Source organism: Sphaerotilus sp. FB-3 (assembly GCF_023706025.1).
GTDB lineage: Bacteria > Pseudomonadota > Gammaproteobacteria > Burkholderiales > Burkholderiaceae_C > Sphaerotilus > Sphaerotilus sulfidivorans.
This window is the reverse complement of record NZ_BQWE01000017.1, coordinates 64546-87307: the sequence shown is the minus strand read 5'-3', so window position 1 is coordinate 87307 and position 22762 is coordinate 64546. Positions and strand designations below refer to the sequence as shown.

23 protein-coding genes and 1 tRNA gene are annotated in these 22762 nt (G+C 67.2%); 1 reads left to right on the top strand and 23 read right to left on the bottom strand.

Going from position 1 to position 22762, the window contains the following annotated elements:
- Window positions 1-8: 8 nt before the first annotated feature.
- The 23 genes from nuoL to NFT33_RS09900 form a co-directional block, all read right to left on the bottom strand.
- Window positions 9-2024: an NADH-quinone oxidoreductase subunit L gene (nuoL, locus tag NFT33_RS10010; protein WP_149503923.1), complete on the bottom strand. Its 2016-nt coding sequence runs from the start codon at window positions 2022-2024 to the stop codon at window positions 9-11.
- A 21-nt stretch (window positions 2025-2045) separates the two neighbouring features.
- Window positions 2046-2351, bottom strand: coding sequence for an NADH-quinone oxidoreductase subunit NuoK (nuoK, locus tag NFT33_RS10005; protein WP_037482719.1), 306 nt, complete (start codon window positions 2349-2351; stop codon window positions 2046-2048).
- Complete coding sequence (locus NFT33_RS10000; protein ID WP_037482721.1) at window positions 2348-3007, bottom strand: NADH-quinone oxidoreductase subunit J; 660 nt, start codon at window positions 3005-3007, stop codon at window positions 2348-2350. The genes nuoK and NFT33_RS10000 overlap by 4 nt, the downstream gene beginning before the upstream one ends.
- Before the next feature lie 84 nt (window positions 3008-3091).
- Window positions 3092-3583 (bottom strand): NADH-quinone oxidoreductase subunit NuoI, encoded by a 492-nt coding sequence (gene nuoI / locus NFT33_RS09995; protein WP_256365849.1) that lies wholly within the window; start codon window positions 3581-3583, stop codon window positions 3092-3094.
- Window positions 3584-3607: 24 nt separating this feature from the next.
- Window positions 3608-4666, bottom strand: a complete 1059-nt coding sequence (gene nuoH / locus NFT33_RS09990) for an NADH-quinone oxidoreductase subunit NuoH (protein ID WP_149505271.1) — start codon at window positions 4664-4666, stop codon at window positions 3608-3610.
- Window positions 4667-4692: 26 nt separating this feature from the next.
- Entirely contained in the window at window positions 4693-7008 is a 2316-nt protein-coding gene (gene nuoG / locus NFT33_RS09985; RefSeq protein WP_251675030.1) for an NADH-quinone oxidoreductase subunit NuoG, read from the bottom strand.
- 20 nt (window positions 7009-7028) lie between these two features.
- Window positions 7029-8381 carry an NADH-quinone oxidoreductase subunit NuoF gene (nuoF, locus tag NFT33_RS09980; protein WP_251675028.1) on the bottom strand — a complete coding sequence of 451 codons (1353 nt, stop codon included), beginning with the start codon at window positions 8379-8381 and terminating at the stop codon, window positions 7029-7031.
- A gap of 16 nt (window positions 8382-8397) precedes the next feature.
- Window positions 8398-8910 (bottom strand): NADH-quinone oxidoreductase subunit NuoE, encoded by a 513-nt coding sequence (nuoE, locus tag NFT33_RS09975; protein ID WP_149503926.1) that lies wholly within the window; start codon window positions 8908-8910, stop codon window positions 8398-8400.
- Between the two features lie 35 nt (window positions 8911-8945).
- Window positions 8946-10199 carry an NADH-quinone oxidoreductase subunit D gene (locus tag NFT33_RS09970; protein ID WP_251675026.1) on the bottom strand — a complete coding sequence of 418 codons (1254 nt, stop codon included), beginning with the start codon at window positions 10197-10199 and terminating at the stop codon, window positions 8946-8948.
- Window positions 10200-10228: 29 nt separating this feature from the next.
- Entirely contained in the window at window positions 10229-10828 is a 600-nt protein-coding gene (locus tag NFT33_RS09965) for an NADH-quinone oxidoreductase subunit C (RefSeq protein WP_251675024.1), read from the bottom strand.
- 18 nt (window positions 10829-10846) lie between these two features.
- Window positions 10847-11323: a NuoB/complex I 20 kDa subunit family protein gene (locus NFT33_RS09960; protein ID WP_037482740.1), complete on the bottom strand. Its 477-nt coding sequence runs from the start codon at window positions 11321-11323 to the stop codon at window positions 10847-10849.
- 55 nt (window positions 11324-11378) lie between these two features.
- Window positions 11379-11738, bottom strand: a complete 360-nt coding sequence (locus NFT33_RS09955) for an NADH-quinone oxidoreductase subunit A (protein ID WP_037482741.1) — start codon at window positions 11736-11738, stop codon at window positions 11379-11381.
- Window positions 11739-11904: 166 nt separating this feature from the next.
- A tRNA-Leu gene (locus tag NFT33_RS09950) sits at window positions 11905-11989 on the bottom strand.
- A 244-nt stretch (window positions 11990-12233) separates the two neighbouring features.
- Window positions 12234-12611, bottom strand: coding sequence for a preprotein translocase subunit SecG (secG, locus tag NFT33_RS09945; protein WP_251675022.1), 378 nt, complete (start codon window positions 12609-12611; stop codon window positions 12234-12236).
- A gap of 48 nt (window positions 12612-12659) precedes the next feature.
- Window positions 12660-13409 carry a triose-phosphate isomerase gene (gene tpiA, locus NFT33_RS09940; protein ID WP_037482745.1) on the bottom strand — a complete coding sequence of 250 codons (750 nt, stop codon included), beginning with the start codon at window positions 13407-13409 and terminating at the stop codon, window positions 12660-12662.
- Window positions 13410-13451: 42 nt separating this feature from the next.
- Entirely contained in the window at window positions 13452-14453 is a 1002-nt protein-coding gene (locus NFT33_RS09935; protein ID WP_251675020.1) for an NAD(P)H-quinone oxidoreductase, read from the bottom strand.
- A 43-nt stretch (window positions 14454-14496) separates the two neighbouring features.
- Window positions 14497-16800: a polyribonucleotide nucleotidyltransferase gene (pnp, locus tag NFT33_RS09930; RefSeq protein WP_251675018.1), complete on the bottom strand. Its 2304-nt coding sequence runs from the start codon at window positions 16798-16800 to the stop codon at window positions 14497-14499.
- Window positions 16801-17017: 217 nt separating this feature from the next.
- Complete coding sequence (gene rpsO / locus NFT33_RS09925) at window positions 17018-17281, bottom strand: 30S ribosomal protein S15 (protein WP_220786216.1); 264 nt, start codon at window positions 17279-17281, stop codon at window positions 17018-17020.
- 103 nt (window positions 17282-17384) lie between these two features.
- A complete protein-coding gene (locus NFT33_RS09920) occupies window positions 17385-18578 on the bottom strand; it encodes a pyridoxal phosphate-dependent aminotransferase (RefSeq protein WP_251675015.1) in 1194 nt (397 codons plus the stop codon).
- 21 nt (window positions 18579-18599) lie between these two features.
- Entirely contained in the window at window positions 18600-19877 is a 1278-nt protein-coding gene (locus NFT33_RS09915) for a branched-chain amino acid ABC transporter substrate-binding protein (protein ID WP_251675013.1), read from the bottom strand.
- A 25-nt stretch (window positions 19878-19902) separates the two neighbouring features.
- Window positions 19903-20979 (bottom strand): tRNA (adenosine(37)-N6)-threonylcarbamoyltransferase complex transferase subunit TsaD, encoded by a 1077-nt coding sequence (gene tsaD, locus NFT33_RS09910; protein WP_251675011.1) that lies wholly within the window; start codon window positions 20977-20979, stop codon window positions 19903-19905.
- Window positions 20976-21797: a prolipoprotein diacylglyceryl transferase gene (gene lgt, locus NFT33_RS09905; protein WP_251675009.1), complete on the bottom strand. Its 822-nt coding sequence runs from the start codon at window positions 21795-21797 to the stop codon at window positions 20976-20978. Before lgt ends, tsaD begins: the two co-directional genes overlap by 4 nt.
- Before the next feature lie 70 nt (window positions 21798-21867).
- On the bottom strand, window positions 21868-22098 hold the full coding sequence (locus tag NFT33_RS09900) for a TIGR04438 family Trp-rich protein (protein ID WP_180692750.1): 231 nt from the start codon (window positions 22096-22098) through the stop codon (window positions 21868-21870).
- 235 nt (window positions 22099-22333) lie between these two features.
- Between NFT33_RS09900 and NFT33_RS09895 the strand changes: the two genes are divergently transcribed.
- Window positions 22334-22639 carry a c-type cytochrome gene (locus NFT33_RS09895; RefSeq protein WP_220786211.1) on the top strand — a complete coding sequence of 102 codons (306 nt, stop codon included), beginning with the start codon at window positions 22334-22336 and terminating at the stop codon, window positions 22637-22639.
- The last annotated feature ends 123 nt before the right edge of the window (window positions 22640-22762 follow it).

The window sequence follows — 22762 nt, the reverse complement described above, 5'->3', positions numbered from 1 at the left end:
GCCTCCGCTCAGCGATGCAGCCACACGAACCACGTCATCAGCGCGAAGACGCCGACAAGCATGACCAGTGCATAGTGGTAGATGTAACCGGTCTGGAGGAGTCGCACCAGCGAGCCGATCCAGCCGACCAGGCGAGCGGACCCATTGACGGCTGCGCCGTCGATCAGGGTCACGTCACCCACCTTCCACAAGCCGCGACCCAGCAGGCGTGCACCCGCAGCGAAGATGTGCTCGTTGATCCAGTCCATGTAGTACTTGTTTTCCATCAGCGTCACCAGCGGCGCGAGCGCACGGGCGAAGAAGGCAGGAACAGCAGGCACCAGCATGTAGAAGACATAGGCGGTCACCACGCCACCGACCGCCAGCCACAGCGGCAGCGTGACCAGCGAGTGGGTGGCCATGGCCGCCGCGCCATGGAAGTGCTCGGCCAGCTGGGCCATCGCCGGATGACGGGCCGCGTCGACATGGACCGCATCCTTCAGGAAGTCGCCGAACAGCAGCGGCTCGATCGTCAGGTAGCCGATCACCACCGACGGAATCGCCAGCAGCAGCAGCGGCACCGTCACCACCCAGGGCGACTCGTGCGGCGTGTGCGCATGGCCGTGGCCGTCGTCGTCATGATGGTCGTGCTCGCCCGGGAAGGGCTTGTGATGGAAGTGCTCCTTGCCGTGGAAGACCAGGAAGTACATCCGGAAGGAGTAGAAGGCGGTCACGAAGACGCCGGCCACCGCCGCGGTCAGCGCGATCGGCGCTGCGGCCAGGTTGCTCGCGCCCAGGGCCAGGATGATCGAGTCCTTCGAGTAGAAGCCCGAGAAGAACGGCGTGCCGATCAGCGCCAGGCTGCCCAGCAGCGAGGTGATCCAGGTGATGGGCATGTACTTGCGCAGGCCGCCCATGTTGCGGATGTCCTGGTCATGGTGCATGCCGATGATGACCGAGCCCGCGCCAAGGAACAGCAGCGCCTTGAAGAACGCGTGCGTCATCAGGTGGAACACCGCGACCGAGTAGGCCGAGGCGCCCAGCGCGATCGTCATGTAGCCCAGCTGCGACAGGGTCGAGTAGGCGACCACCCGCTTGATGTCGTTCTGGATGATGCCCAGGAAGCCCATGAACAGCGCGGTGATCGAGCCGATGATCAGGATGAAGTTCAGCGCGGTGTCCGACAGCTCGAACAGCGGGCTCATGCGCGTCACCATGAAGATGCCGGCCGTCACCATGGTCGCCGCGTGGATCAGCGCCGAGATCGGGGTCGGGCCTTCCATCGAGTCCGGCAGCCAGACATGCAGCGGGAACTGCGCCGACTTGCCCATCGCGCCGATGAACAGGCAGATGCAGGTCACGGTGATCAGCATCCAAGGCTCGCCGCCGAACGGATTGTCGAAGCCCAGCTTGGCGTACTCGTCGGCCTTGGCGAAGGCCTCGGTGTAGTTCAGCGTGCCCGCGTAGGCCGCGATCAGGCCGATGCCCAGGATGAAGCCGAAGTCGCCGACCCGGTTGACCAGGAAGGCCTTCATGTTGGCGAAGATCGCCGTCTGCTTCTTGTACCAGAAGCCGATCAGCAGGTAGGAGACCAGGCCCACCGCTTCCCAGCCGAAGAACAGCTGCAGGAAGTTGTTGCTCATGACCAGCATGAGCATCGAGAAGGTGAACAGCGAGATGTAGCTGAAGAAGCGCTGGTAGCCCGGATCCTCTTCCATGTAGCCGATGGTGTAGATGTGCACCATCAGCGACACGAAGGTCACCACGCACATCATCATCGCCGTCAGGCCGTCGACCATGAAGCCGACTTCCATCTTCAGGTCGCCCAGCACCATCCACTCGTAGACGGTCTGGTTGAAGCGTGCGCCGCCGATCACGTCGATGAGCGTCATCACCGACAGGATCAGCGCGACCAGCACGCCAAGAATGGTGGCCACATGCGAGCCGGTGCGACCCACGGCCTTGCCGAAGAAGCCGGCGATGATGGCGCCCGCCAGGGGCGCCAGCGGAACCGCCAGCAGTGTCGATTGCGAGAGCTGAGACATTTTCTGGTTTTCCCCTTGGCGTCAGCCCTTCAGCGAATCGAGCTCGTCGACGTTGATGGTCGAGCGGTTGCGGAACAGCACGACCAGAATGGCCAGACCGATCGCGGATTCGGCCGCAGCGACCGTCAGGATGAAGAACACGAAGACCTGGCCGGCCATGTCACCCAGGTAGTGGGAGAAGGCCACGAAGTTCAGGTTGACCGACAGCAGCATCAGCTCGATGGCCATCAGCAGCACGATCAGGTTCTTGCGGTTCAGGAAGATGCCGATCACCGACAGCGCGAACAGGATCGCGCCCAGCGTCAGGTAGTGTCCGAGGGTGATCATGCCTTTCCTTTCGCGGCGTCAGCGGCCGGTGCGGTCGTCTCGGCGGCGGGCTGGGAGGGCAGCTCGCGCACGGCGTCCATCTTGACGATGCGCAGGCGGTCGGCCTTCTTCGCCTTGACCTGCTCCGACGGGTTCTGGCCGCGCACATCCTTGCGACGACGCAGCGTCAGGGCCACCGCGGCGATCATCGCCACCAGCAGCAGCACCGCGGCGAGCTGGACCGGATAGAGATAGTCGGTGTAGATCTCGATGCCCAGCAGCTTGGTGTTGGGCACGGTCTCGGCACCCGGCATCGGCTTCGGATCCGGCACGTTGAAGCCGCGCTGCAGCACCCAGGCCATTTCCAGCGCGATGATCACGCCGACCAGGCCGGCGACCGGGAAATGTTTCCAGAAACCCTGGCGCAGCAGGTCGAGATTGATGTCGAGCATCATCACGACGAACAGGAACAGCACCATGACGGCGCCGACGTACACCAGGACCAGGGAGATGGCCAGGAATTCGGCATGCAGCAGCATCCAGACGCACGAGGCGCTGAAGAAGGCCAGCACGAGGAAGAGCGCCGCATGCACGGGGCTGCGGGCCGTGATGACCCGGAAGCCCGAGAACAGCAGCACGGCGGAGAAGACGTAGAAGAGCGCGGTGGTCGTGTCCATGTCGATGTCGGGTACTCGATGCGCAGGCCCAGCCCGGCCCGGCACCGTCACCATGACGGCACCAGCGAGTCTGGGTGGAATGGCTTACCGGTACTTGGCGTCCGCCTCCTTGTTGGCTGCAATCTCTTTCTCGTACCGATCACCGACGGCCAGCAGCATGTCCTTCGTGAAGTACAGGTCGCCGCGCTTCTCGCCGTGGTATTCGAAGATGTGCGTCTCGACGATCGAGTCGACCGGGCAGCTTTCCTCGCAGAAGCCGCAGAAGATGCACTTGGTCAGATCGATGTCGTAGCGCGTGGTGCGGCGGCTGCCGTCGTCCTTGCGCTCGCCGGCCTCGATCGTGATGGCCATCGCCGGGCAGACCGCTTCGCACAGCTTGCAGGCAATGCAGCGTTCCTCGCCGTTCTCGTAGCGACGCAGTGCGTGCAGACCGCGGAAACGCGGGCTCAGCGGCGTCTTCTCTTCCGGGAACTGGACGGTGACCGTCTTCTGGAAGAAGTGACGACCCGTCAGCTTCATTCCCTTGAGCAGCTCCAGCAGCATGAAGCTGGAGACGAAATCCTTGACAGCAGACACGGTGTGCTTCCTTGCTGGCTCGATTTATTTCCAGATGTTCCAGGGCGACTGGATCCACAGACCCACCACCACCAGCCACACCAGCGTGAGCGGAATGAAGATCTTCCAGCCCAGACGCATGATCTGGTCGTAGCGGTAGCGCGGGAAGGTCGCACGCACCCACAGGAACATCGTGACCACCACGAAGGTCTTGATGCCCAGCCAGATCCAGCCCGGGATGAAGCTCAGGGCCGCGACCGGCGCATCCCATCCCCCCAGGAACATCAGGACGGCCAGCATCGACACCAGGATCATGTTGGCGTACTCGGCCAGGAAGAACATCGCGAACGACATGCCCGAGTACTCGATCATGTGACCGGCGACGATTTCCGCCTCGCCTTCCACCACGTCGAACGGGTGGCGGTTGGTCTCGGCCAGACCCGAGATGAAGTAGATGACGAAGATCGGCAGCAGCGGCAGCCAGTTCCAGGACAGGAAGTTCAGGCCCATGTCGGCGAACTGGCCCTTGGTCTGGCTGACGACGATGTCGCTCATGTTCAGGCTGCCGGCGACCATCAGCACCACGACGAAGCAGAAGCCCATCGCGATCTCGTAGCTGACCATCTGCGCCGAGGCGCGCATCGCGCCCAGGAAGGCGTACTTCGAGTTGGAGGCCCAGCCGGCGATGATCACGCCGTAGACCTCGAGCGAGGTGATCGCCATCAGGAACAGCAGGCCGGCGTTGACATTGGCCAGCGCGACCTCAGGTCCGAAAGGCACGACCGCCCAGGCGGCCAGCGCCGGCATGATGGTCATGATCGGGCCGAGGAAGAACAGGCCCTTGTTCGCGGCGGTCGGGGCGATGATCTCCTTGAAGATCAGCTTGACCGCATCGGCGATCGGGGTCAGCAGACCCATCGGGCCGACGCGGTTCGGGCCCGGACGCACCTGGGTGCGACCGATGGCCTTGCGCTCCCACAGCGTCAGATAGGCCACGCAGCCCAGCAGCGGCAGCAGCACCGCGACGATCTTCAGCAGGGTCCAGACGACGGGCCACGCACCTCCCAGGGTCGCGGCGCCGGTGGTTTGCAGGGTATCCAGCATCATCAGCTCTTTTCTGCGACGGCGACTCAGGCGCGCTCGAGGCTCACGGTGCCGAAGACGGCACCGAGCGCGGCGGTTTCAGGGCAACCGGCGCTGACGCGCACGGTGTCGGCGGCCAGCGTGGCATCGATGGCCACCGGCAGCACGACGCTGCCTTCGCCCTGCTTGACGCGGACCTTGGCACCGGCCTGCACGCCCAGCTTCGCGGCCAGTGCGGCGCCGATGGCCAGCAGCGGCGCGGCGGCATCGGCGGTGGCCTGCAGCGAGGGCGCGCGACGCACGACCGAATCGGTGGCGTAGAGCGGCACGTTGGCGATGCGCTGCAGACCCGCCGGGGCCGCGACCAGCTGCGGGGTGGCGCTGCTGGCGTTGGACAGGCGGGCCGACACCTTGGCGGCATCGTTCAGGCCGGCAGCGGCGCGCACGTCCTCGACCGATTCCTGCGTGAAGGCGTTCAGGCCCAGCAGATTGCCCAGCACGCGCAGCACCTTCCAGCCCGGACGGGTCTCGCCCAGCGGACGCACCACGCCGTGGAAGGACTGCACGCGGCCTTCGGCGTTGACGAAGCTGCCACCGGTCTCGGTGAACGGCGCGATCGGCAGGATCACGTCGGCGAACTCGACATTGGCCTGGAAGGGGCTGAAGGCGACGACCATCTCGGCCGCGGCCAGCGCCTTGGCGGCCTGGGCGGCGTTGGCCGCGTCCAGCACCGGCTCGGTGTTGAACAGCAGATAGGCCTTCAGCGGCTTGGCCAGCATCTCGGCGGCGTTCAGGCCGCCCTGGCCCGGCAGCGCGCCGACCAGCTGGGCGCCGACTTGGTTGCCAGCATCACCCAGGAAGCCGCAGGACGCGCCGGTCTGCGCGGCGATCCAGTTGGCGATGGACAGCAGCTCGGCCGCCTGCGGGTGGGCGGACGCCGCCTGACCCAGCAGCACCGCGCCCTTCGAGCCCGACAGCAGTGCCTCGGCGATGGCCTGGGCCTGTTCGCCCGGCTGCACCGCCAGCGGCGCAGTCACGCCCTTGGCGGTGGCCACGGCGGCCGCGACCTCGATCAGCACCGACAGCCACTGCGACGGGGCCGCGACGATCTCGGCACCGACCGGCAGCGCCCAGTCCTCGGCCTGCGCACCGATGCGCATGATCTGCGCGCCATGGCGAGCCGCCTGGCGCAGACGCTGCGCGAACAGCGGATGGTCCTTGCGCAGGAAGGAGCCGATGACCAGCGCACGGTCGACCGACGACAGCTCGGCGATCGGCAGGCCCAGCCAGCGCACCGCGCCGACGTCCACGCGGAAGTCGCTCTGGCGCAGGCGGTGGTCGATGTTCTGGCTGCCCAGGCCGCGCACCAGCTGGCCCAGCAGGAAGAGTTCCTCGCTGGTGCTGGTGGCCGAGGCCAGCGCGCCGATCGAGGCGGCGCCATGCTGCGACTTGATGTTCTTCAGGCCGTTGGCGACATATTCCAGCGCGACCGTCCAGTCGACGCTCTTCCACTGGCCGCCCTGCTTGACCATCGGCTGGGTCAGGCGGGCATCGCTGTTCAGGGCCTCGTAGCTGAAGCGGTCGCGGTCGGCGATCCAGCACTCGTTGACGGCCTCGTTCTCCAGCGGCACGACGCGCAGCACCTTGTGGTTCTTGACCTGCACGATCAGGTTCGCGCCGGTCGAGTCATGGGGGCTCACGCTCTTGCGACGCGACAGCTCCCAGGTGCGGGCCGAATAGCGGAAGGGCTTGCTGGTGAGCGCGCCGACCGGGCAGATGTCGATCATGTTGCCCGACAGCTCGGAGTCGACCGTGCCGTTGACGAAGGTGGTGATCTCCGAGTGCTCGCCCCGGTTGACCATGCCCAGCTCCATCTGGCCGGCGATCTCCTGGCCGAAGCGCACGCAGCGAGTGCACTGGATGCAGCGGCTCATCTCCTCCATCGAGATCAGCGGGCCGACCTCCTTGTGGAAGACGACGCGCTTCTCTTCCTCGTAGCGCGAGGCGCCCTTGCCGTAGCCGACCGCCATGTCCTGGAGCTGACATTCGCCGCCCTGGTCGCAGATCGGGCAGTCCAGCGGGTGGTTGATGAGGAGGAACTCCATCACCGACTGCTGGGCCTTGATCGCCTTGTCGCTCTTGGTGCGCACGATCATGCCCTGCGTCACCGGCGTGGCGCAGGCGGGCATCGGCTTGGGCGCCTTCTCCACGTCGACCAGGCACATGCGGCAGTTGGCCGCGATCGAGAGCTTCTTGTGATAGCAGAAGTGCGGAATCATCGTGCCCGCCTTCTCGGCCGCATGCATCACCATGCTGCCTTCGGGCACTTCCACCTTCTTGCCGTCGAGTTGGATTTCAACCATGTTCGTCTGCCCCGATCAGATCAGATGTACGACGGGACCTTGCAGGTCTTGTGTTCGATGTGGTGGGCAAACTCGTCGCGGAAGTGCTTGAGCATGCCGCGCACCGGCATCGCCGCGGCGTCGCCGAGCGCGCAGATGGTGCGGCCCATGATGTTCTCTGCGACGTTGTCGAGCAGCGCCAGGTCATCGGGACGGCCGTGGCCGTGCTCGATGCGCTCGACCATCTTGAACAGCCAGCCGGTGCCCTCGCGGCACGGCGTGCACTGGCCGCAGGACTCGTGCGCGTAGAAGTAGGACAGGCGCAGCAGGCTCTTGACCATGCAGCGGGTCTCGTCCATCACGATGACCGCGCCCGAACCCAGCATCGAGCCGGCCTTGGCGATGGAGTCATAGTCCATCGTGCAGGCCATCATGATGTCGGCCGGCAGCACCGGCGAGGACGAGCCGCCCGGAATCACCGCCTTGAGCTTTCTGCCGCCCTTGACGCCGCCCGCCAGCTCGAGCAGCTTGCTGAAGGGCGTGCCCATCGGGATCTCGTAGTTGCCGGGACGCTGCACGTCGCCGACCATCGAGAAGATCTTCGTGCCGCCGTTGTTCGGCTTGCCGCACTCGAGATAGGCCTGGCCGCCGTTGCGGATGATCCAGGGCACCGCCGCGAAGGTCTCGGTGTTGTTGATCGTCGTCGGCTTGCCGTAGACGCCGAAGCTGGCCGGGAACGGCGGCTTGAAGCGCGGCTGGCCCTTCTTGCCTTCGATCGACTCGATCAGCGCGGTCTCTTCGCCGCAGATGTAGGCGCCGAAGCCGTGGTGCGCGTGCAGCTGGAAGCTGTGGCTCGAGCCCAGGATGTTGTTGCCCAGGTAGCCGGCCGCACGTGCCTCTTCCAGCGCTTCCTCGAAGCGCTCGTAGACCTCGAAGATCTCGCCGTGCACATAGTTGTAGCCGACCGAGATGCCCATCGCGTAGGCCGCGATGATCATGCCCTCGATGACGATGTGCGGGTTGTACCGCATGATGTCGCGGTCCTTGCAGGTCCCCGGCTCACCTTCGTCGGTGTTGCAGACCAGGTACTTCTGCACCGGCAGCGCGCGCGGCATGAAGCTCCACTTCAGGCCGGTCGGGAAGCCTGCACCGCCGCGGCCGCGCAGGCCGGAGGCCTTGACCTCGGCAATGACCTGATCCTGGGTCAGACCGGCGCCGCCGTCCTTGCCCAGGATCTTCTTCAGGGCCTGATAGCCGCCACGGGCCTCGTAGTCCTTCAGGCGCCAGTTGCTGCCGTTCAGGCCCGCATAGATCTGCGGGTTGATGTGGCGGTCATGGAAACAGGTTTCCAGGCCGGTGGCCTGGAACTTCGAGAGATCGAGCGCGAGCGTCATGGCCTGTCCACTCCGTTCAGTTCTTCTTTGCGGCCGCGGCAGCCGGCTTGGCGCTGGCACGCAGCACCTTCACCAGTTCCTTCAGGCGGTCGTCGCTCATGTAGCTGAGCATCTGGCGATCGTTGACCAGCATCACCGGCGCGTCGGCGCAGGCGCCCAGGCACTCGCACTTCTGCACGGTGAACACGCCGTCGGGCGTGGTGCCGCCGTCCTCGATGCCGAGTTCCTTGCACAGGTTCTCCAGCGCCTTCTGGCCGTCGCGCAGCTGGCACGGCAGGTTGGTGCAGACGTTCAGCTTGAACTGACCGACCGGACGCTGGTTGTACATGTTGTAGAAGGTCGTGACCTCGCGCACCGCGATCGGGGCCATGCCCAGATAGTCGGCGATGGCCTTCTCGGCCTCCGGCGAGACCCAGCCCTGCTCCTGCTGGGCGATCGACAGACACGCCATCACGGCCGACTGCTTCTGCTCGGCCGGGTACTTGGCAACTTCGCGCGCGAACCGCGCCAGGGTGGCTTCACTGAACATGGATGGTTCTCAGCGGACTTCAGTGATCTTCGGACTCAGCGGTCGATCTCGCCGAACACGACGTCCATCGTGCCGATGATGGCGACCGCGTCGGCGATCATGTGGCCGCGCGACATCTCGTCGAGCGCCGCCAGATGCACATAGCCGGGCGGGCGGATCTTCATGCGGTAGGGCTTGTTGGCCCCGTCGCTGATCAGGTAGATGCCGAACTCGCCCTTCGGGTGCTCGACCGCCGCGTAGGCCTCGCCCTCGGGGACGTGGAAACCTTCGGAGAAGAGCTTGAAGTGGTGGATCAGCTCTTCCATCGAGGTCTTCATCTCGACGCGCGAAGGCGGTGCCACCTTGTGGTTGTCGGTGATGACCGGACCGGGGTTCTTGCGCAGCCAGTCGACGCACTGCTTGATGATGCGGTTCGACTGACGCATTTCCTCGACGCGCACCAGGTAGCGGTCGTAGGTGTCGCCGTTCACGCCCACCGGGATGTCGAACTGCATGCGGTCGTAGACATCGTAGGGCTGCGTCTTGCGCAGATCCCAGGCGATGCCCGAGCCGCGCAGCATCGCGCCGGTCAGACCCAGGTTGAGCGCACGCTCCGGGCTCACCACGCCGATGCCGACGGTGCGCTGCTTCCAGATGCGGTTGTCGGTCAGCAGCGTCTCGTACTCGTCGACCAGCTTCGGGAAGCGACGCACGAAGTCCTCGATGAAGTCAAGCATCGAGCCCTGGCGGTTCTCGTTGAGCTTGGCCATCGCCTTGGCGTTGCGGATCTTGCTGTGCTTGTACTGCGGCATCGAGTCCGGCAGGTCGCGGTAGACGCCGCCCGGACGGAAATAGGCCGCATGCATGCGCGCGCCCGACACCGCCTCGTACATGTCGAAGAGGTCTTCGCGCTCGCGGAAGCAGTAGATCAGCATGTTCATCGCGCCGCAGTCCATGCCGTGGCAGCCCAGCCACAGCAGATGGTTCAGCAGGCGGGTGATCTCGCTGAACATCACGCGGATGTACTGCGCACGCTCCGGCACCTCGATGCCGAGCAGCTTCTCGATCGCCAGGCAGTACGCATGCTCGTTGCACATCATCGACACGTAGTCGAGACGGTCCATGTACGGCAGCGACTGGATGAAGGTCTTGTGCTCGGCCAGCTTCTCGGTGGCGCGGTGCAGCAGACCGATGTGCGGGTCCGCACGCTGGATGACTTCGCCGTCGAGCTCCAGCACCAGGCGCAGCACGCCGTGGGCCGCCGGGTGCTGCGGACCGAAGTTCAGGGTGTAGTTCTTGATCTCAGCCATGGCTCATCAAACCTCTGGTGCCGCGCCGCTCAGTGCAGACCGCCGTAGTTGTCTTCGCGGATGACGCGCGGGGTGATCTCGCGCGGCTCGATCGTCACCGGCTGGTAGATCACGCGCTTCTGCTCGGGGTCGTAGCGCATCTCGACATGGCCGGTGACCGGGAAGTCCTTGCGCATCGGGTGACCGATGAAACCGTAGTCGGTCAGGATGCGGCGCAGATCCTCATGGCCTTCGAAGACGATGCCGTACAGATCGAAGGCCTCGCGCTCGAACCAGTTGGCGGCCGTCCACAGCGGCGTGACCGCGGCCACGACCGGAAAGTCGTCGTCGGTCGCGAACACCTTGATGCGCAGGCGCCAGTTCTTGCTGACCGACAGCAGGTGCGAGACCACCGCATAGCGCAGGCCGTCGTATTCACCGTCGCGGTAGGTGCTGTAGTCCACGCCGCACAGGTCGATCAGCTGCTCGAAGGCCAGGTCCGGATGATCGCGCAGCGTCTTGCAGACGACGAAGTAGTCGCCCGCCTTGACGGTGATCGTGAGCTCGCCGCGTGCGCGGACCAGCTTGGCCACGCGATCGCCGAGAATGCGCTCGAGCGCGGCCTGCAGGGTGTCGAGTTTCTGGGTCATGTCGATTTCCCTTGGCGATCAGCGCGCGATGGTGTTCTCGCGGCGGATCTTGGCCTGCAGCTGCAGGATGCCGTAGAGCAGCGCCTCGGCGGTCGGCGGGCAGCCCGGAACGTAGACGTCGACCGGCACGACGCGGTCGCAGCCGCGCACGACCGAGTAGCTGTAGTGGTAGTAGCCGCCACCGTTGGCACAGGAGCCCATCGACAGCACCCAGCGCGGCTCGGCCATCTGGTCGTAGACCTTGCGCAGCGCCGGCGCCATCTTGTTGCACAGCGTGCCGGCGACGATCATCAGGTCGGACTGCCGCGGACTGGGCCGGAACAGCATGCCGAAGCGGTCGATGTCGTAGCGGGACGCACCCGCATGCATCATCTCGACGGCGCAGCACGCCAGACCGAAAGTCATCGGCCAGAGGGAACCAGTCTTCGACCAGTTGATCAGAGCATCGACACTCGTCGTGACGAAGCCTTCTTTCAAAACGCCTTCAATGCCCATCGTGTTCTTCCGTGGCTCTTGCGGTGATCGATCGATTGTCGTACCGGGAGAAAACTCACTCCCAGTCGAGGGCGCCCTTCTTCCATTCGTAGACAAACCCGACGACCAGGATGCCCAGGAAGATCATCATCGCCCAGAAGCCTGTCGCGCCGATTTCACGCAGCGACACCGCCCAGGGGAACAGGAAGGCGATCTCGAGATCGAACAGGATGAAGAGGATCGCGACGAGGTAGTAGCGCACATCGAACTTCATGCGCGCATCCTCGAAGGCCTCGAAGCCGCACTCGTAGGGAGAGTTCTTGGCCGGGTCGGGGCGATGCGGGCCGAGCAGCGCACCGAGGATCTGAGGGGCAACGCCGACACCGATGCCGACGAGGATGAACAGAATGACGGGGAGATATTGTTCCAGGTTCATGTCGGTCGGCTCGGCAGATCCTCGTGCGGCAAAAATAAAGCGCGCTGTCATGGAAGACACCGGAGTGTCCTACCGAATGCTCAGCGCGCCCACCTGTTCCCTGTGCCTTGCCAGGGCGCCGGATCGATTGCCGCATGAGGAATCGATCCACGTGTCACTTGATTCATGGTGCCGTCGGCGAGACTCGAACTCGCACAGCTTTCGCCACTACCCCCTCAAGATAGCGTGTCTACCAATTTCACCACGACGGCATCGGGTTGTTGATCGTGCTTCACGATCCTGCTGAAAGATCCATCAAGAAGATGCTGGATTATCCGGCAGTTGCTGCGGCTGATTTGCTTGAGGTTTGCTCTTCAGCACAGACATGAATTCTAGCGTGGCTCAGGGTTTATCTCAAGCCCCTGCCACTCTTGCCGTGACGATCTCGAGAGTGTGTATCGAATTCACCACTTCGATGAATCCAGCCACCGCCCCCGAGAACGCACAGGGCACGGCTCAGCGCGAGGCCGGGACGGAGGCAGCCGGAGCGACCAGGCCCGGGATCTGTGCCGCGGCCGGAGCAGCGGAGGCCGGCGCACTGGCCGCCACCGGCGCGGCGGCACGGTCCAGAATGCTGCTGCCGGAGTCTTGCGGACGCAGGTTGCCGAAGTAGGCCAGCGCCAGAGTGCACAGGAAGAACACCGTGGCGGCAATCGCGGTCGAGCGCGACAGGAAGTTGGCGCTGCCGGTCGCACCGAACAGGCTGCCCGAGGCGCCACCGCCGAAGGAAGCGCCCATGTCGGCACCCTTGCCCTGCTGGACCAGCACCAGCCCGATCATCGCCACCGCTGCCGCCATCTGCAGCAGCAGCACGATATTCATCATCACTTGCATCGAGAAGACTCCGAGAAAGACCGCTGAAGCGCGCCCCGTGCGCGGCTATCAGCCTGCGGCCCGCGCGATGGCGACGAAATCCGCCGCCTTCAGCGCTGCACCGCCGATCAGGCCGCCATCGATGTCGGCCTGGGAAAAAAGGATCGCGGCATTGTCAGGCTTGACGCTGCCGCCGTAGAGCAGCTTCATGTCCGCCGCCCGCGCGGTGGCCGCAGCCAGCTGCGCGCGCAGCACCGCATGGACCGCCTGCGCCTGCTCGGGCGAGGCGGTGCGGCCGGTGCCGATCGCCCAGACCGGCTCGTAGGCGACGACGATCTCGCCGATGCACTGGCCCAGCGTGTGGATCACCGCCGAGAGCTGGCGCTTGACGACCGCTTCGGTTTCGCCGGCCTCGCGCTGTGCCAGCGTCTCGCCGACGCAGACGATCGGGGTCAGGCCCTTGGACAGGGCCGCCTGGGCCTTGTCGGCGACCTGCTGGTCGGTCTCGCCGTGGTAGGCGCGACGCTCCGAGTGGCCGACGATCGCGAAGCGGCAGCCGAACTCCTGCAACATCGCCGCCGAGACCTCGCCGGTGTAGGCGCCCTGCGCGTGCGCCGAGACATCCTGCGCGCCCCAGGCCACGCCGCTGTTGGCCAGCGTCACCGCGACCTCGGACAGGTAGGGGAACGGCGCGCAGACCGCCACATCGGCCGCCGCGAACGGACGCGCGGCCAGGATGCCCTGCAGTAGCTCGGCGTTGGCGGCATGGCTGCCATGCATCTTCCAGTTGCCCACCACCAGTTTGCGACGTGTCGTCATCTTCAGTCCCTATCGATATCGAGTTGAGAAATCCGGAATGCGTCAGGCCGGGAGCGTGTCCCAGCGCAGCACGATCTTGCCGACATGCTGGTTCGACTCCATCAGCGCATGGGCGGCGGCGGCCTCGGCCGCCGGCATCACCACATGAATGACCGGGCGGATGCGGCGCGAGGCCAGCAGCGGCCAGACCTGCTGGCGCAGCGCCGCGGCGATCTCGCCCTTGAAGGCGACCGAGCGCGGACGCAGCGTGGAGCCGGTCACCGTCAGCCGACGGCGCAGCACCAGGCCCGCGTCGAGCTGTGCCTTCGTGCCGCCCTGCACCGCGATGATGACCAGGCGACCGTCCTCGGCCAGGCAGGCGACCTCGCGCGCGACATAGTCGCTCGCGACCATGTCGAGAATGACGTCGACGCCGCGGCCACCCGTCAGACTCAGCGCCTCGGCCTGGAAATCGGCCGTGCGGTAGTTGATCGCATGGTCGGCGCCCAGCGCGAGGCAGGCCTGGCACTTGTCGTCGCTGCCGGCGGTGGCGATGACCGTGGCCCCGAAGGCCTTGGCCAGCTGGATCGCGGTCACGCCGATGCCGCTGGTTCCGCCCTGGACCAGGAAGGTCTCGCCGGGCTGCAGCGCGCCGCGCATGAAGACGTTCGACCAGACGGTGAAGAAGGTCTCCGGCAGGCTGGCCGCCTCCAGATCGGACAGGCCGTCCGGCACCGGCAGGCACTGCACTGCCGGCGTCACGCACAGCTCGGCATAGCCGCCGCCCGGCGTCAGCGCGCACACGCGCTGGCCGATCGACAGGCCGGCCGCGGCCATCGCGGCGGCATCGCCGTCCACGATGATGCCCGCCACCTCCAGACCCGGCAGGTCGGAGGCACCCGGCGGCGGCGGATACAGCCCCTTGCGCTGCAGCACGTCCGGCCGGTTGACGCCGCTGGCGGCCACGCGGATCAGCACCTCGCCCGCACCCGGCACCGGGTCGGGGCGCGTGCCCTGAACCAGCACCTCGGGGGCGCCGGGGCGCGTGATCTCGATGGCTTTCATCCGTCGTCCTCCGTGCGTCTGGCTGCGGCGTCTCAGGCCCGCATCACTGCTGCTGCTGTTGCTGCTGCTCGGCCGGCGCATCGGCGGCGCCCGGCGCAGCGCCCTGCTCGCCACGCGGCGGACGCTCGGCGCGCTCGCCACGGTCAGCACGGTCACGGCGCGGGCCACGATCGCCACGCTCCGGGCGGTCGCCGTACTCGCGGCGCGGGGCGCGCTCGAAGCGCTCCTCTTCCATGCCTTCCGGACGCTCGATCAGGGCCTTCATCGACAGCTTGATGCGGCCCTTCTCGTCGGTCTCCAGCACCTTGACCTTGACGATCTGGCCTTCCGACAGGAAGTCGGTGACCTTCTCGACGCGCTGGTGCGCGATCTGGCTGATGTGCAGCAGGCCGTCCTTGCCCGGCAGGATGTTGATCAGTGCGCCGAAGTCCAGGATCTTGGTGACCGGGCCTTCATAGACCTTGCCGATCTCGGCCTCGGCGGTGATGTCGGCGATGCGCTTCTTGGCCTCCTCGGCCTTGACCGCGTCGGTCGAGGCGATGGTGATGGTGCCGTCCTCGCCGATGTCGATCTGGCAGCCGGTCTCCTCGGTCAGCGCGCGGATGACCGAGCCGCCCTTGCCGATCACGTCGCGGATCTTCTCCGGATTGATCTTCATGGTGTAGAGGCGCGGCGCGAACTCGGACACTTCGGTGTTGGCGCCCGACACGGCCTCGGTCATCTTGCCCAGGATGTGCAGACGGGCTTCCTTGGCCTGGGCCAGCGCGACCTGCATGATCTCCGGGGTGATGCCCTGGATCTTGATGTCCATCTGCAGCGCGGTCACGCCGGCGGTGGTGCCGGCCACCTTGAAGTCCATGTCGCCGAGGTGGTCCTCGTCGCCCAGGATGTCGGTCAGGACGGCGAACTTGTTGCCTTCCTTGATCAGGCCCATCGCGATGCCGGCGACATGCGCCTTCATCGGCACGCCGGCGTCCATCATCGCCAGGCAGCCGCCGCAGACCGAAGCCATCGACGACGAGCCGTTGGACTCGGTGATCTCCGAGACGACGCGGATGGTGTAGGCGAAGTCTTCCTTGTTCGGCAGCAGCGGCACCAGCGCGCGCTTGGCCAGGCGGCCGTGGCCGGTCTCGCGGCGCTTGGTCGAGCCCATGCGGCCCACTTCGCCGGTGGCGAACGGGGGCATGTTGTAGTGGAACAGGAAGGTGTCGCGGAACTCGCCGGCCAGCGCGTCGATGCGCTGCGCGTCCTGGTCGGTGCCCAGGGTCGCGACGACCAGGGCCTGCGTCTCGCCGCGGGTGAACAGCGCCGAGCCGTGGGTGCGCGGCAGCACGCCGGTGCGGATCTCGATCGGGCGCACGGTGCGGGTGTCGCGGCCGTCGATGCGCGGCTCGCCGGCCAGGATCTGACCACGGACGGTCTTGGCTTCCAGCTCGAACAGCAGGTTGTCGACCTCGACGCCGTCGAACTCGACGCCGGCGGCGGTCAGCGCGGCCTTGGTCTCGGCGTAGGCGGTGCGGCAGGCCTGGGTGCGGGCCTGCTTGGAGCGGATCTGGTAGGCAGCCTGGATCCTGGCCAGACCGAATTCCTCGACCTTGGCGATCAGCGGCTCGTTCTTGGCCGGCGGGGTCCACAGACCGGACTCGATCCAGTCGGGCTTGCCGGCGTCACGCACCAGATCGTTGATCGCGGCGATCGCCACCTTGGCCTGGGCGTGGCCGAAGCTCACGCCGCCCAGCATCACCTCTTCCGACAGCTGGTCGGCCTCGGACTCGACCATCAGCACGGCCGCCTCGGTGCCGGCGACCACCAGGTCCAGCTTGGAGGACTTCAGCTGCGTCGGACCGGGGTTGAGCACGTACTCGCCGTTGACATAGCCCACGCGCGCGGCGCCGACCGGGCCGTTGAACGGAATGCCCGAGATCGCCAGCGCGGCGCTGGAGCCGATCAGCGCGGCGATGTCGGCCGAGACTTCCGGGTTCAGCGACAGCAGGTGCACGACGACATGCACCTCGTTGTAGAAGCCTTCCGGGAACAGCGGGCGCAGCGGGCGGTCGATCAGGCGGCTGGTCAGCACTTCCAGCTCGGAGGGCTTGGCCTCGCGCTTGAAGAAGCTGCCCGGGATCTTGCCGGCAGCGTAGGTCTTCTCGATGTAGTCGACGGTCAGCGGGAAGAAGTCCTGGCCCGGCTTGGCGCCCTTGGCGCCGACCACGGTGGCCAGCACCACGGTATCGTCGATGTTGACGATGACGGCGCCGGAGGCCTGGCGCGAGATCTCGCCGGTTTCCAGCGTGACGGTGTGCTGGCCCCAGGTGAAGGTCTTGGTGACTTTGTTGAACAGGCTCATGGAGGGGATTTCCGTGTGAGGGTCCCGGTCACCGCGGCTGGGATGCCATTCCACCGGGGCCGCAGGCCGCTGGCGCGACCCCGGTGGAATGACACAGCAGCGCCCACGCGCGACCGAAGGGACTGATGAGGAACTGGGAAGAGGGACGTCGGGAATTCAGAAAAACAAAGAGCCTGTGCTGGCTGATCCAGACAGGCTCTTCGCATGCATGCGCAGATTACTTGCGCAGGCCCAGCTTCTGGATCAGCGCGACATAGCGGTCGGCGTCCTTGGCCTTCAGGTAGTCCAGCAGCTTGCGACGGCGGCTGACCATGCGCAGCAGGCCGCGACGACCGTGGTGGTCCTTCTTGTTGGCCTTGAAGTGCGGGGTCAGGTGGTTGATGCGCGCGGTCAGCAGCGCGACCTGGACTTCAGGAGAGCCGGTGTCGGCAGCGCCGCGGGCGTTGGCGGCGACGATCTCGGCCTTGTTGATCTCGGACATGTGCGTTTCCTTCGGTTCCGGATTGATGGTTTGACTTGCGGTCGCGGATGGAACCGATCCGCGCCGTGTGGTCCCCGCCAGCCTGAACCGGCGAAGCCCGCCATTATAGCGCCAAGGCGCGCGCCAGCCGATCGACCCCGGCCAGCAGCCGCTGCGGCTGGCGTGACGCAAAGCACCACCGCAGCCAGCCCTCGCCCTCCGGCCCGAAGGCCGAGCCCGGCGCCAGACCCAGGCCATGCTCGGCCACCAGGCGGCGCGCCAGCGCCAGCGAGTCGGGCTCGCCCTCGATGCGCAGGAAGGCGTACATCGCGCCGTCGGGACGCGCGACCTCGACGCGGGGCAGCGCCTGCAGTGCGTCGACCAGCGTGTCGCGGCACAGCCGCAGCCGCGCCTGCAGCGCCGGCACCGCCTCGGGCGCGGCCGCCAGCGCCGCCAGCCCGGCGCGCTGCACGAAGACCGGCGCGCAGGAGGTGTTGAACTCGATCAGCTTGGCGATGTGCGGCATCAGCGCCTCGGGCACGATCAGGCTGCCCAGGCGCCAGCCGGTCATCAGGAAGCTCTTCGAGAAGCTGTGGATGACGATCAGCCGGTCGTCGGGCGCGGCGATGTCGAGAAAGCTCGGCGCGCACAGCCGCACCGCCTCGGCCGAGCCGGCGGGCGGCGGATCCTGCGGGTAATGCAGCCGCTCGTAGACCTCGTCGGCGACGATCCAGGTGCCGGTGCGGCGGCAGTGCGCCAGCAGCGCCTGCTGCTCGGCGCGGCTCATCGTCCAGCCGGTCGGGTTGTTCGGCGCGTTGACGATCAGCACCCGCGTGGCCGGCGTGACGGCGGCGAGCAGCGCATCCAGATCGAGCGACCAGACGCCGCCCGCCCCCGCACGCAGGCTCACCCGGCGCACCCGCGCGCCCAGGATCGCCGGCTGCGCAGCCAGATTGGGCCAGACCGGCACGACCACCACCACCTCGTCGCCGGCCTCGACCAGCGCCTGCTGCGCCAGCATCAGCGCGCTCACGCCCGAGGACGTCACCGCGACCCGCTCCGACCCGATCGGCAACGGCGGCGCATGCAGCCGCGAGACCTGCGCGGCCAGCGCCGAGCGCAGCTCCGGCAGACCGAGATTGGGCGAGTAGAAGGTCTCGCCGGCCTCGATCGAGGTCACAGCCGCATCGCGCACCGGCACCGGCGTGATCTCGTCGCTCTCGCCGAACCAGAAAGCCAGCACGTCGGAGCGGCCCAGGCCGGCATCGGCGACCTCGCGGATGCGCGAGGCGGGAAGGTCGGCGATCAGCGCGCGCACCAGGGCTCCCGACGGGAAATTTCAGATGGGGGCCATCTTGCACGAATGCGGCTGCGCCGTCTGATCCGGCTCGAGATAGCGCACGGTGCGGAAGCCGTAGCCGCTGCCCTCGACATCGAAGCGGACGCCCTCGCTGCCGGCCTTCTGCATCGTGCTGACATAGAGCGGCTGGATGAACTGGTGGTCGGCGGCGCGCATCCGGCCCGCGCCCAGGCCGCCAAGCGCCCGGCCGTCGAAGCGCGCGCCCGACAGCGCACGCGCGACCGCGGTCGCGTCCAGCGAGCCGGCGCGCTCGATCGCCTGCGCCAGCATCTCGACCATCACCTGCATGCGCAGGTGCAGATAGTCGTCCTGCGGCTTCGGGAAGCGCTGGCGGAAGGCCTGCACCAGCGCCTCGGAGGCCTTGTCGCCGACATTCGGATGCCACTCCGCCACCGCGAGCACCCGCCCTGCCCCGCTCTCGCCCAGCGTGGCCGGCACGCCCAGCGCATTGCCGTAGAAGGTGTAGAACCTGCCCTCGAAGCCGACATCGCGCGCGGCCTTGATCAGCAGCGTCAGGTCATTGCCCCAGTTGCCGGTCAGCACCGCCTGCGCGCCGCTGGCCTTGATCTTGGTCGCGTAGGGCAGGAAGTCCTTGATGCGGCCGACCGGATGCAGCTCCTCGCCGGCGATGCGGATGTCGGGCCGACGCGCGGCGATCATCTCGCGCCCCCTTTTCAGCACATGCTGGCCGAAGCTGTAGTCCTGGCCGATCAGGTAGATGCTGCGCAGCGCGCTGTCCTGCTGCAGCACATCGACCAGCGCCGACAGGCGCATGTCGGCATGCGCGTCGAAGCGGAAATGCCAGGGGCTGCACTTCTCGTTGGTCAGCACCGGATCGACCGCGGCGTAGTTGAGGAACAGCGCGCGACGCTGGGGCTCGCGGGCGTTGTGGCGGTTGAGCGCCTCGACCAGCGCAGCCGCCACCGCCGAGCTGTTGCCCTGCATCACCACCGGCACGGCCTGGTCGGTGGCCGCGCGCAGCAGCGCCAGCGCCTCCTCGGTCGAGCCCTTGCTGTCCATGCGCACCAGCTCCAGCGGGCGCGCGCCGCCGGGCAGCTTCACGCCGCCACGGGCATTGACCCGCTCGATCGCCCAGCCCAGATTGCGCGCCACCGCCTCGCCGGCATTGGCGAACGGGCCCGACAGGCCCTCGATCAGCGCCAGCCGCACCGGCTCGGCGGCCTGGGCCACGGCACACAGGCCGAGCAGCGCACCGGCCAGAGCAGCGCGCACAACGACATTCAGACGGAAGTTCATCCTGGACATCAGAAACAGAGGCGGATCAGACGCTGGCCAGATCCCAGCGCGGGCGGACATCGAAGTCGTACTGGCGCCGCGCCTCGGCCTGGCCGGACTGCAGCCGCATCGCCGCGGCCAGCGCGATCATCGCGCCGTTGTCGGTGCACAGATGCAGCTCGGGATAGTGCACCCGCACGCCGCGGCGGCGGCACTGCGCGTCCAGGTCGGCGCGCAGCTGGCGGTTGGCGCCGACGCCGCCGGCCACCACCAGGCGCTTCAGCCCGGTCTGCTTCAGCGCCAGCAGCGACTTGGCCACCAGCACCTCGACGATCGCCGCCTGGGTCGAGGCGGCCAGATCGGCGCGTTCCTGCGCATGGCCGTCGCCGGCCGCATCCTCGCCGGCGTCGATCTTCGCCAGCTGGGTCCAGACGGCCGTCTTCAGCCCGGCGAACGAGAAGTCGAGCAGATCGCCGCGCAGCAGCGGCCGCGGCAGCCGGTAGGCCTGCGGATCGCCCTGCTCGGCCAGCCGCGCCAGTGCCGGCCCGCCGGGATAGCCCAGACCGAGCATCTTGGCCGACTTGTCGAAGGCCTCGCCGGCGGCGTCGTCGATGGTCTCGCCGAGCAGCTGGTAGCGGCCGACGCCGTCGACCCGCATCAGCTGGGTGTGCCCGCCCGAGACCAGCAGCGCGACGAACGGGAACTCCGGCGGATCGGCCGAGAGGAAGGGCGACAGCAGGTGGCCCTCCAGGTGATGCACGCCCAGCACCGGCCGGTCCAGCGCCATCGCCAGCGCGCAGGCCGCGCCGGTGCCCACCAGCAGCGCGCCGGCCAGGCCGGGCCCGCGGGTGTGCGCGACGACATCGACCGCCTCCAGCCCGAGGCCGGCACCGGCCAGCGTCTCGCGCAGCAGCGGCACGACGCGGCGGATGTGATCGCGCGAGGCCAGCTCCGGCACCACGCCGCCGTAGGCCTGGTGCATGTCGATCTGGCTGTGCAGCGCATGCGCGAGCAGCCGCGGCGCGGCCGCGCCGGCCGCGCCCTCGGGCAGCTCGACCAGCGCCACGCCGGTCTCGTCGCAGGAAGACTCGATGCCCAGCACCCGCAGCGGAGCGGCACTCATGCGCGCCTCCCGGCCCAGGCCCAGATCAGGGCGCCGGCCACCATCATCGGCACGCACAGCCACTGGCCCATGCTGAGATTCAGCGCCAGCAGGCCCAGGAAGCTGTCGGGCTCGCGGAAATACTCGGCGATGAAGCGGAACAGCCCGTAGCCGATCAGGAACAGGCCCGAGACCCGGCCCCAGACCACCGTGCCGTCGGCGCGGTGGTGCGCGCCGTGACTGCGGCCATACAGCCACAGGATGACGAACAGCAGCAGCCCCTCCAGCAGGAACTGGTAGATCTGCGAGGGATGGCGGGCCAGCTCGCTGCCCGACTGCGGAAAGACCATCGCCCAGGGCAGCGACGCATCGGCCGCGCGGCCCCAGAGCTCGCCGTTGATGAAGTTGCCCAGCCGGCCGCAGGCCAGCCCGGTCGGCACGCAGGGCGCGACCAGATCGGTGACCTCGAAGAATCCGCGCTTGCGCACCCAGGCGAACACCGCCATCGCGGCAATCACGCCCAGCAGGCCGCCATGAAAGGCCATGCCGCCCTTCCAGACCGCGAACACCTCCATCGGGTGGGCCAGATAGTGTGCCGGCTTGTAGAACAGCACATAGCCGAGGCGCCCGCCCAGGATGACGCCGACGATGCCGTAGAACAGCAGGTCCTCGACCTCGCGTGGGGTCCAGCCGCGTGCGGCATAGACCGGCTGAAGAATGCGGCGGGTGGCCAGCCAGTAGAACAGGCCGAAGGCGGCCAGATAGGTCAGACCGTACCAGTGGATCTGGACGGGGCCGAGCGCAAGCGCGACCGGATCGAATTGAGGATGGATCAGCATGGCGCGGATGATAAGGGCCGGAACCTGCCGGTGCCTTGCATCCGCCCGCAGGGCCTGCGCGGCGCGCGCCTCAGTGACGCCGGCCGAGCGAGGCGATGGTCGAGCGCCGACGTGCCTGCCGGCGTGCCTCGTGGCGCTGCTCCTCGAGACGTCGGGTGCGCCCGCTCAGGTCGGAGAACCACCACCAAAGCGGCGCCAGCGCCAGCGGCGCGATCACCAGCCACCAGTCCCAGCCGGAGACCGGCGCCAGGCCCAGCGCCTTCAGCGCGATCAGGGCCAGGCCGAGAATCATCAGTGCCATCTTGTTCTCCCTTGTGCAACGCCAGTGCAGGATCCGTCGCCCGAGCGTGTTGTCCAGTTGACCAGCATAGGCTCGGAAGCCTGAATTCTCCGGGGCTGCATCAAGGCATGTCAGCGTGCCGGCTTCTAGAATCGTTGTGGATGCGACGAAGCGGTTGCATTTCAGGACCGTCTTCACGCCTGGTTTCCCGTTCGCCTGCCATTTTCCCCAACCCACCCTCAGACAGGAACTCCCGATGAAGCCTCTGTTCGCCCTCGCCGCCCTGGCCGCCGTCACGCTGACCAGCCCGGCCTTCGCCAGCGCCGATCTGGCCGCCAAGAAGAACTGCATGGCCTGCCATGCGGTCGACAAGAAGCTGGTCGGCCCGGCCTACAAGGATGTCGCCGCCAAGTACGCCGGCGACAAGACGGCCGCTGCCAAGCTGGCCGACAAGATCGTCAAGGGCGGCGTCGGCGTCTGGGGCCAGATCCCGATGCCGGCCAACAACGTCACCCCGGACGAGGCCAAGGCGCTGGCCGCCTGGGTGCTGAGCACGAAGTGAGCCGGATCGCGGGCTGAACCGATGCGCTGACGCGCCGACGACAACTCGACGGACAGCTCGACGAAACGAAAAAGCCCCGCGATGCGGGGCTTTGTGCTTTCCGGCCCGCGTCACACGGGCCGG

Excerpts from the sequence above, each read along its gene's own strand:
- nuoL (WP_149503923.1), bottom strand. The coding sequence starts at position 2,024 with ATGTCTCAGCTCTCGCAATCGACACTGCTGGCGGTTCCGCTGGCGCCC.
- nuoK (WP_037482719.1), bottom strand. The coding sequence starts at position 2,351 with ATGATCACCCTCGGACACTACCTGACGCTGGGCGCGATCCTGTTCGCG.
- NFT33_RS10000 (WP_037482721.1), bottom strand. The coding sequence starts at position 3,007 with ATGGACACGACCACCGCGCTCTTCTACGTCTTCTCCGCCGTGCTGCTG.
- nuoH (WP_149505271.1), bottom strand. The coding sequence starts at position 4,666 with ATGCTGGATACCCTGCAAACCACCGGCGCCGCGACCCTGGGAGGTGCG.
- nuoG (WP_251675030.1), bottom strand. The coding sequence starts at position 7,008 with ATGGTTGAAATCCAACTCGACGGCAAGAAGGTGGAAGTGCCCGAAGGC.
- nuoF (WP_251675028.1), bottom strand. The coding sequence starts at position 8,381 with ATGACGCTCGCGCTCGATCTCTCGAAGTTCCAGGCCACCGGCCTGGAA.
- nuoE (WP_149503926.1), bottom strand. The coding sequence starts at position 8,910 with ATGTTCAGTGAAGCCACCCTGGCGCGGTTCGCGCGCGAAGTTGCCAAG.
- NFT33_RS09970 (WP_251675026.1), bottom strand. The coding sequence starts at position 10,199 with ATGGCTGAGATCAAGAACTACACCCTGAACTTCGGTCCGCAGCACCCG.
- NFT33_RS09965 (WP_251675024.1), bottom strand. The coding sequence starts at position 10,828 with ATGACCCAGAAACTCGACACCCTGCAGGCCGCGCTCGAGCGCATTCTC.
- NFT33_RS09960 (WP_037482740.1), bottom strand. The coding sequence starts at position 11,323 with ATGGGCATTGAAGGCGTTTTGAAAGAAGGCTTCGTCACGACGAGTGTC.
- NFT33_RS09955 (WP_037482741.1), bottom strand. The coding sequence starts at position 11,738 with ATGAACCTGGAACAATATCTCCCCGTCATTCTGTTCATCCTCGTCGGC.
- secG (WP_251675022.1), bottom strand. The coding sequence starts at position 12,611 with ATGCAAGTGATGATGAATATCGTGCTGCTGCTGCAGATGGCGGCAGCG.
- tpiA (WP_037482745.1), bottom strand. The coding sequence starts at position 13,409 with ATGACGACACGTCGCAAACTGGTGGTGGGCAACTGGAAGATGCATGGC.
- NFT33_RS09935 (WP_251675020.1), bottom strand. The coding sequence starts at position 14,453 with ATGAAAGCCATCGAGATCACGCGCCCCGGCGCCCCCGAGGTGCTGGTT.
- pnp (WP_251675018.1), bottom strand. The coding sequence starts at position 16,800 with ATGAGCCTGTTCAACAAAGTCACCAAGACCTTCACCTGGGGCCAGCAC.
- rpsO (WP_220786216.1), bottom strand. The coding sequence starts at position 17,281 with ATGTCCGAGATCAACAAGGCCGAGATCGTCGCCGCCAACGCCCGCGGC.
- NFT33_RS09915 (WP_251675013.1), bottom strand. The coding sequence starts at position 19,877 with ATGAACTTCCGTCTGAATGTCGTTGTGCGCGCTGCTCTGGCCGGTGCG.
- tsaD (WP_251675011.1), bottom strand. The coding sequence starts at position 20,979 with ATGAGTGCCGCTCCGCTGCGGGTGCTGGGCATCGAGTCTTCCTGCGAC.
- lgt (WP_251675009.1), bottom strand. The coding sequence starts at position 21,797 with ATGCTGATCCATCCTCAATTCGATCCGGTCGCGCTTGCGCTCGGCCCC.
- NFT33_RS09900 (WP_180692750.1), bottom strand. The coding sequence starts at position 22,098 with ATGGCACTGATGATTCTCGGCCTGGCCCTGATCGCGCTGAAGGCGCTG.
- NFT33_RS09895 (WP_220786211.1), top strand. The coding sequence starts at position 22,334 with ATGAAGCCTCTGTTCGCCCTCGCCGCCCTGGCCGCCGTCACGCTGACC.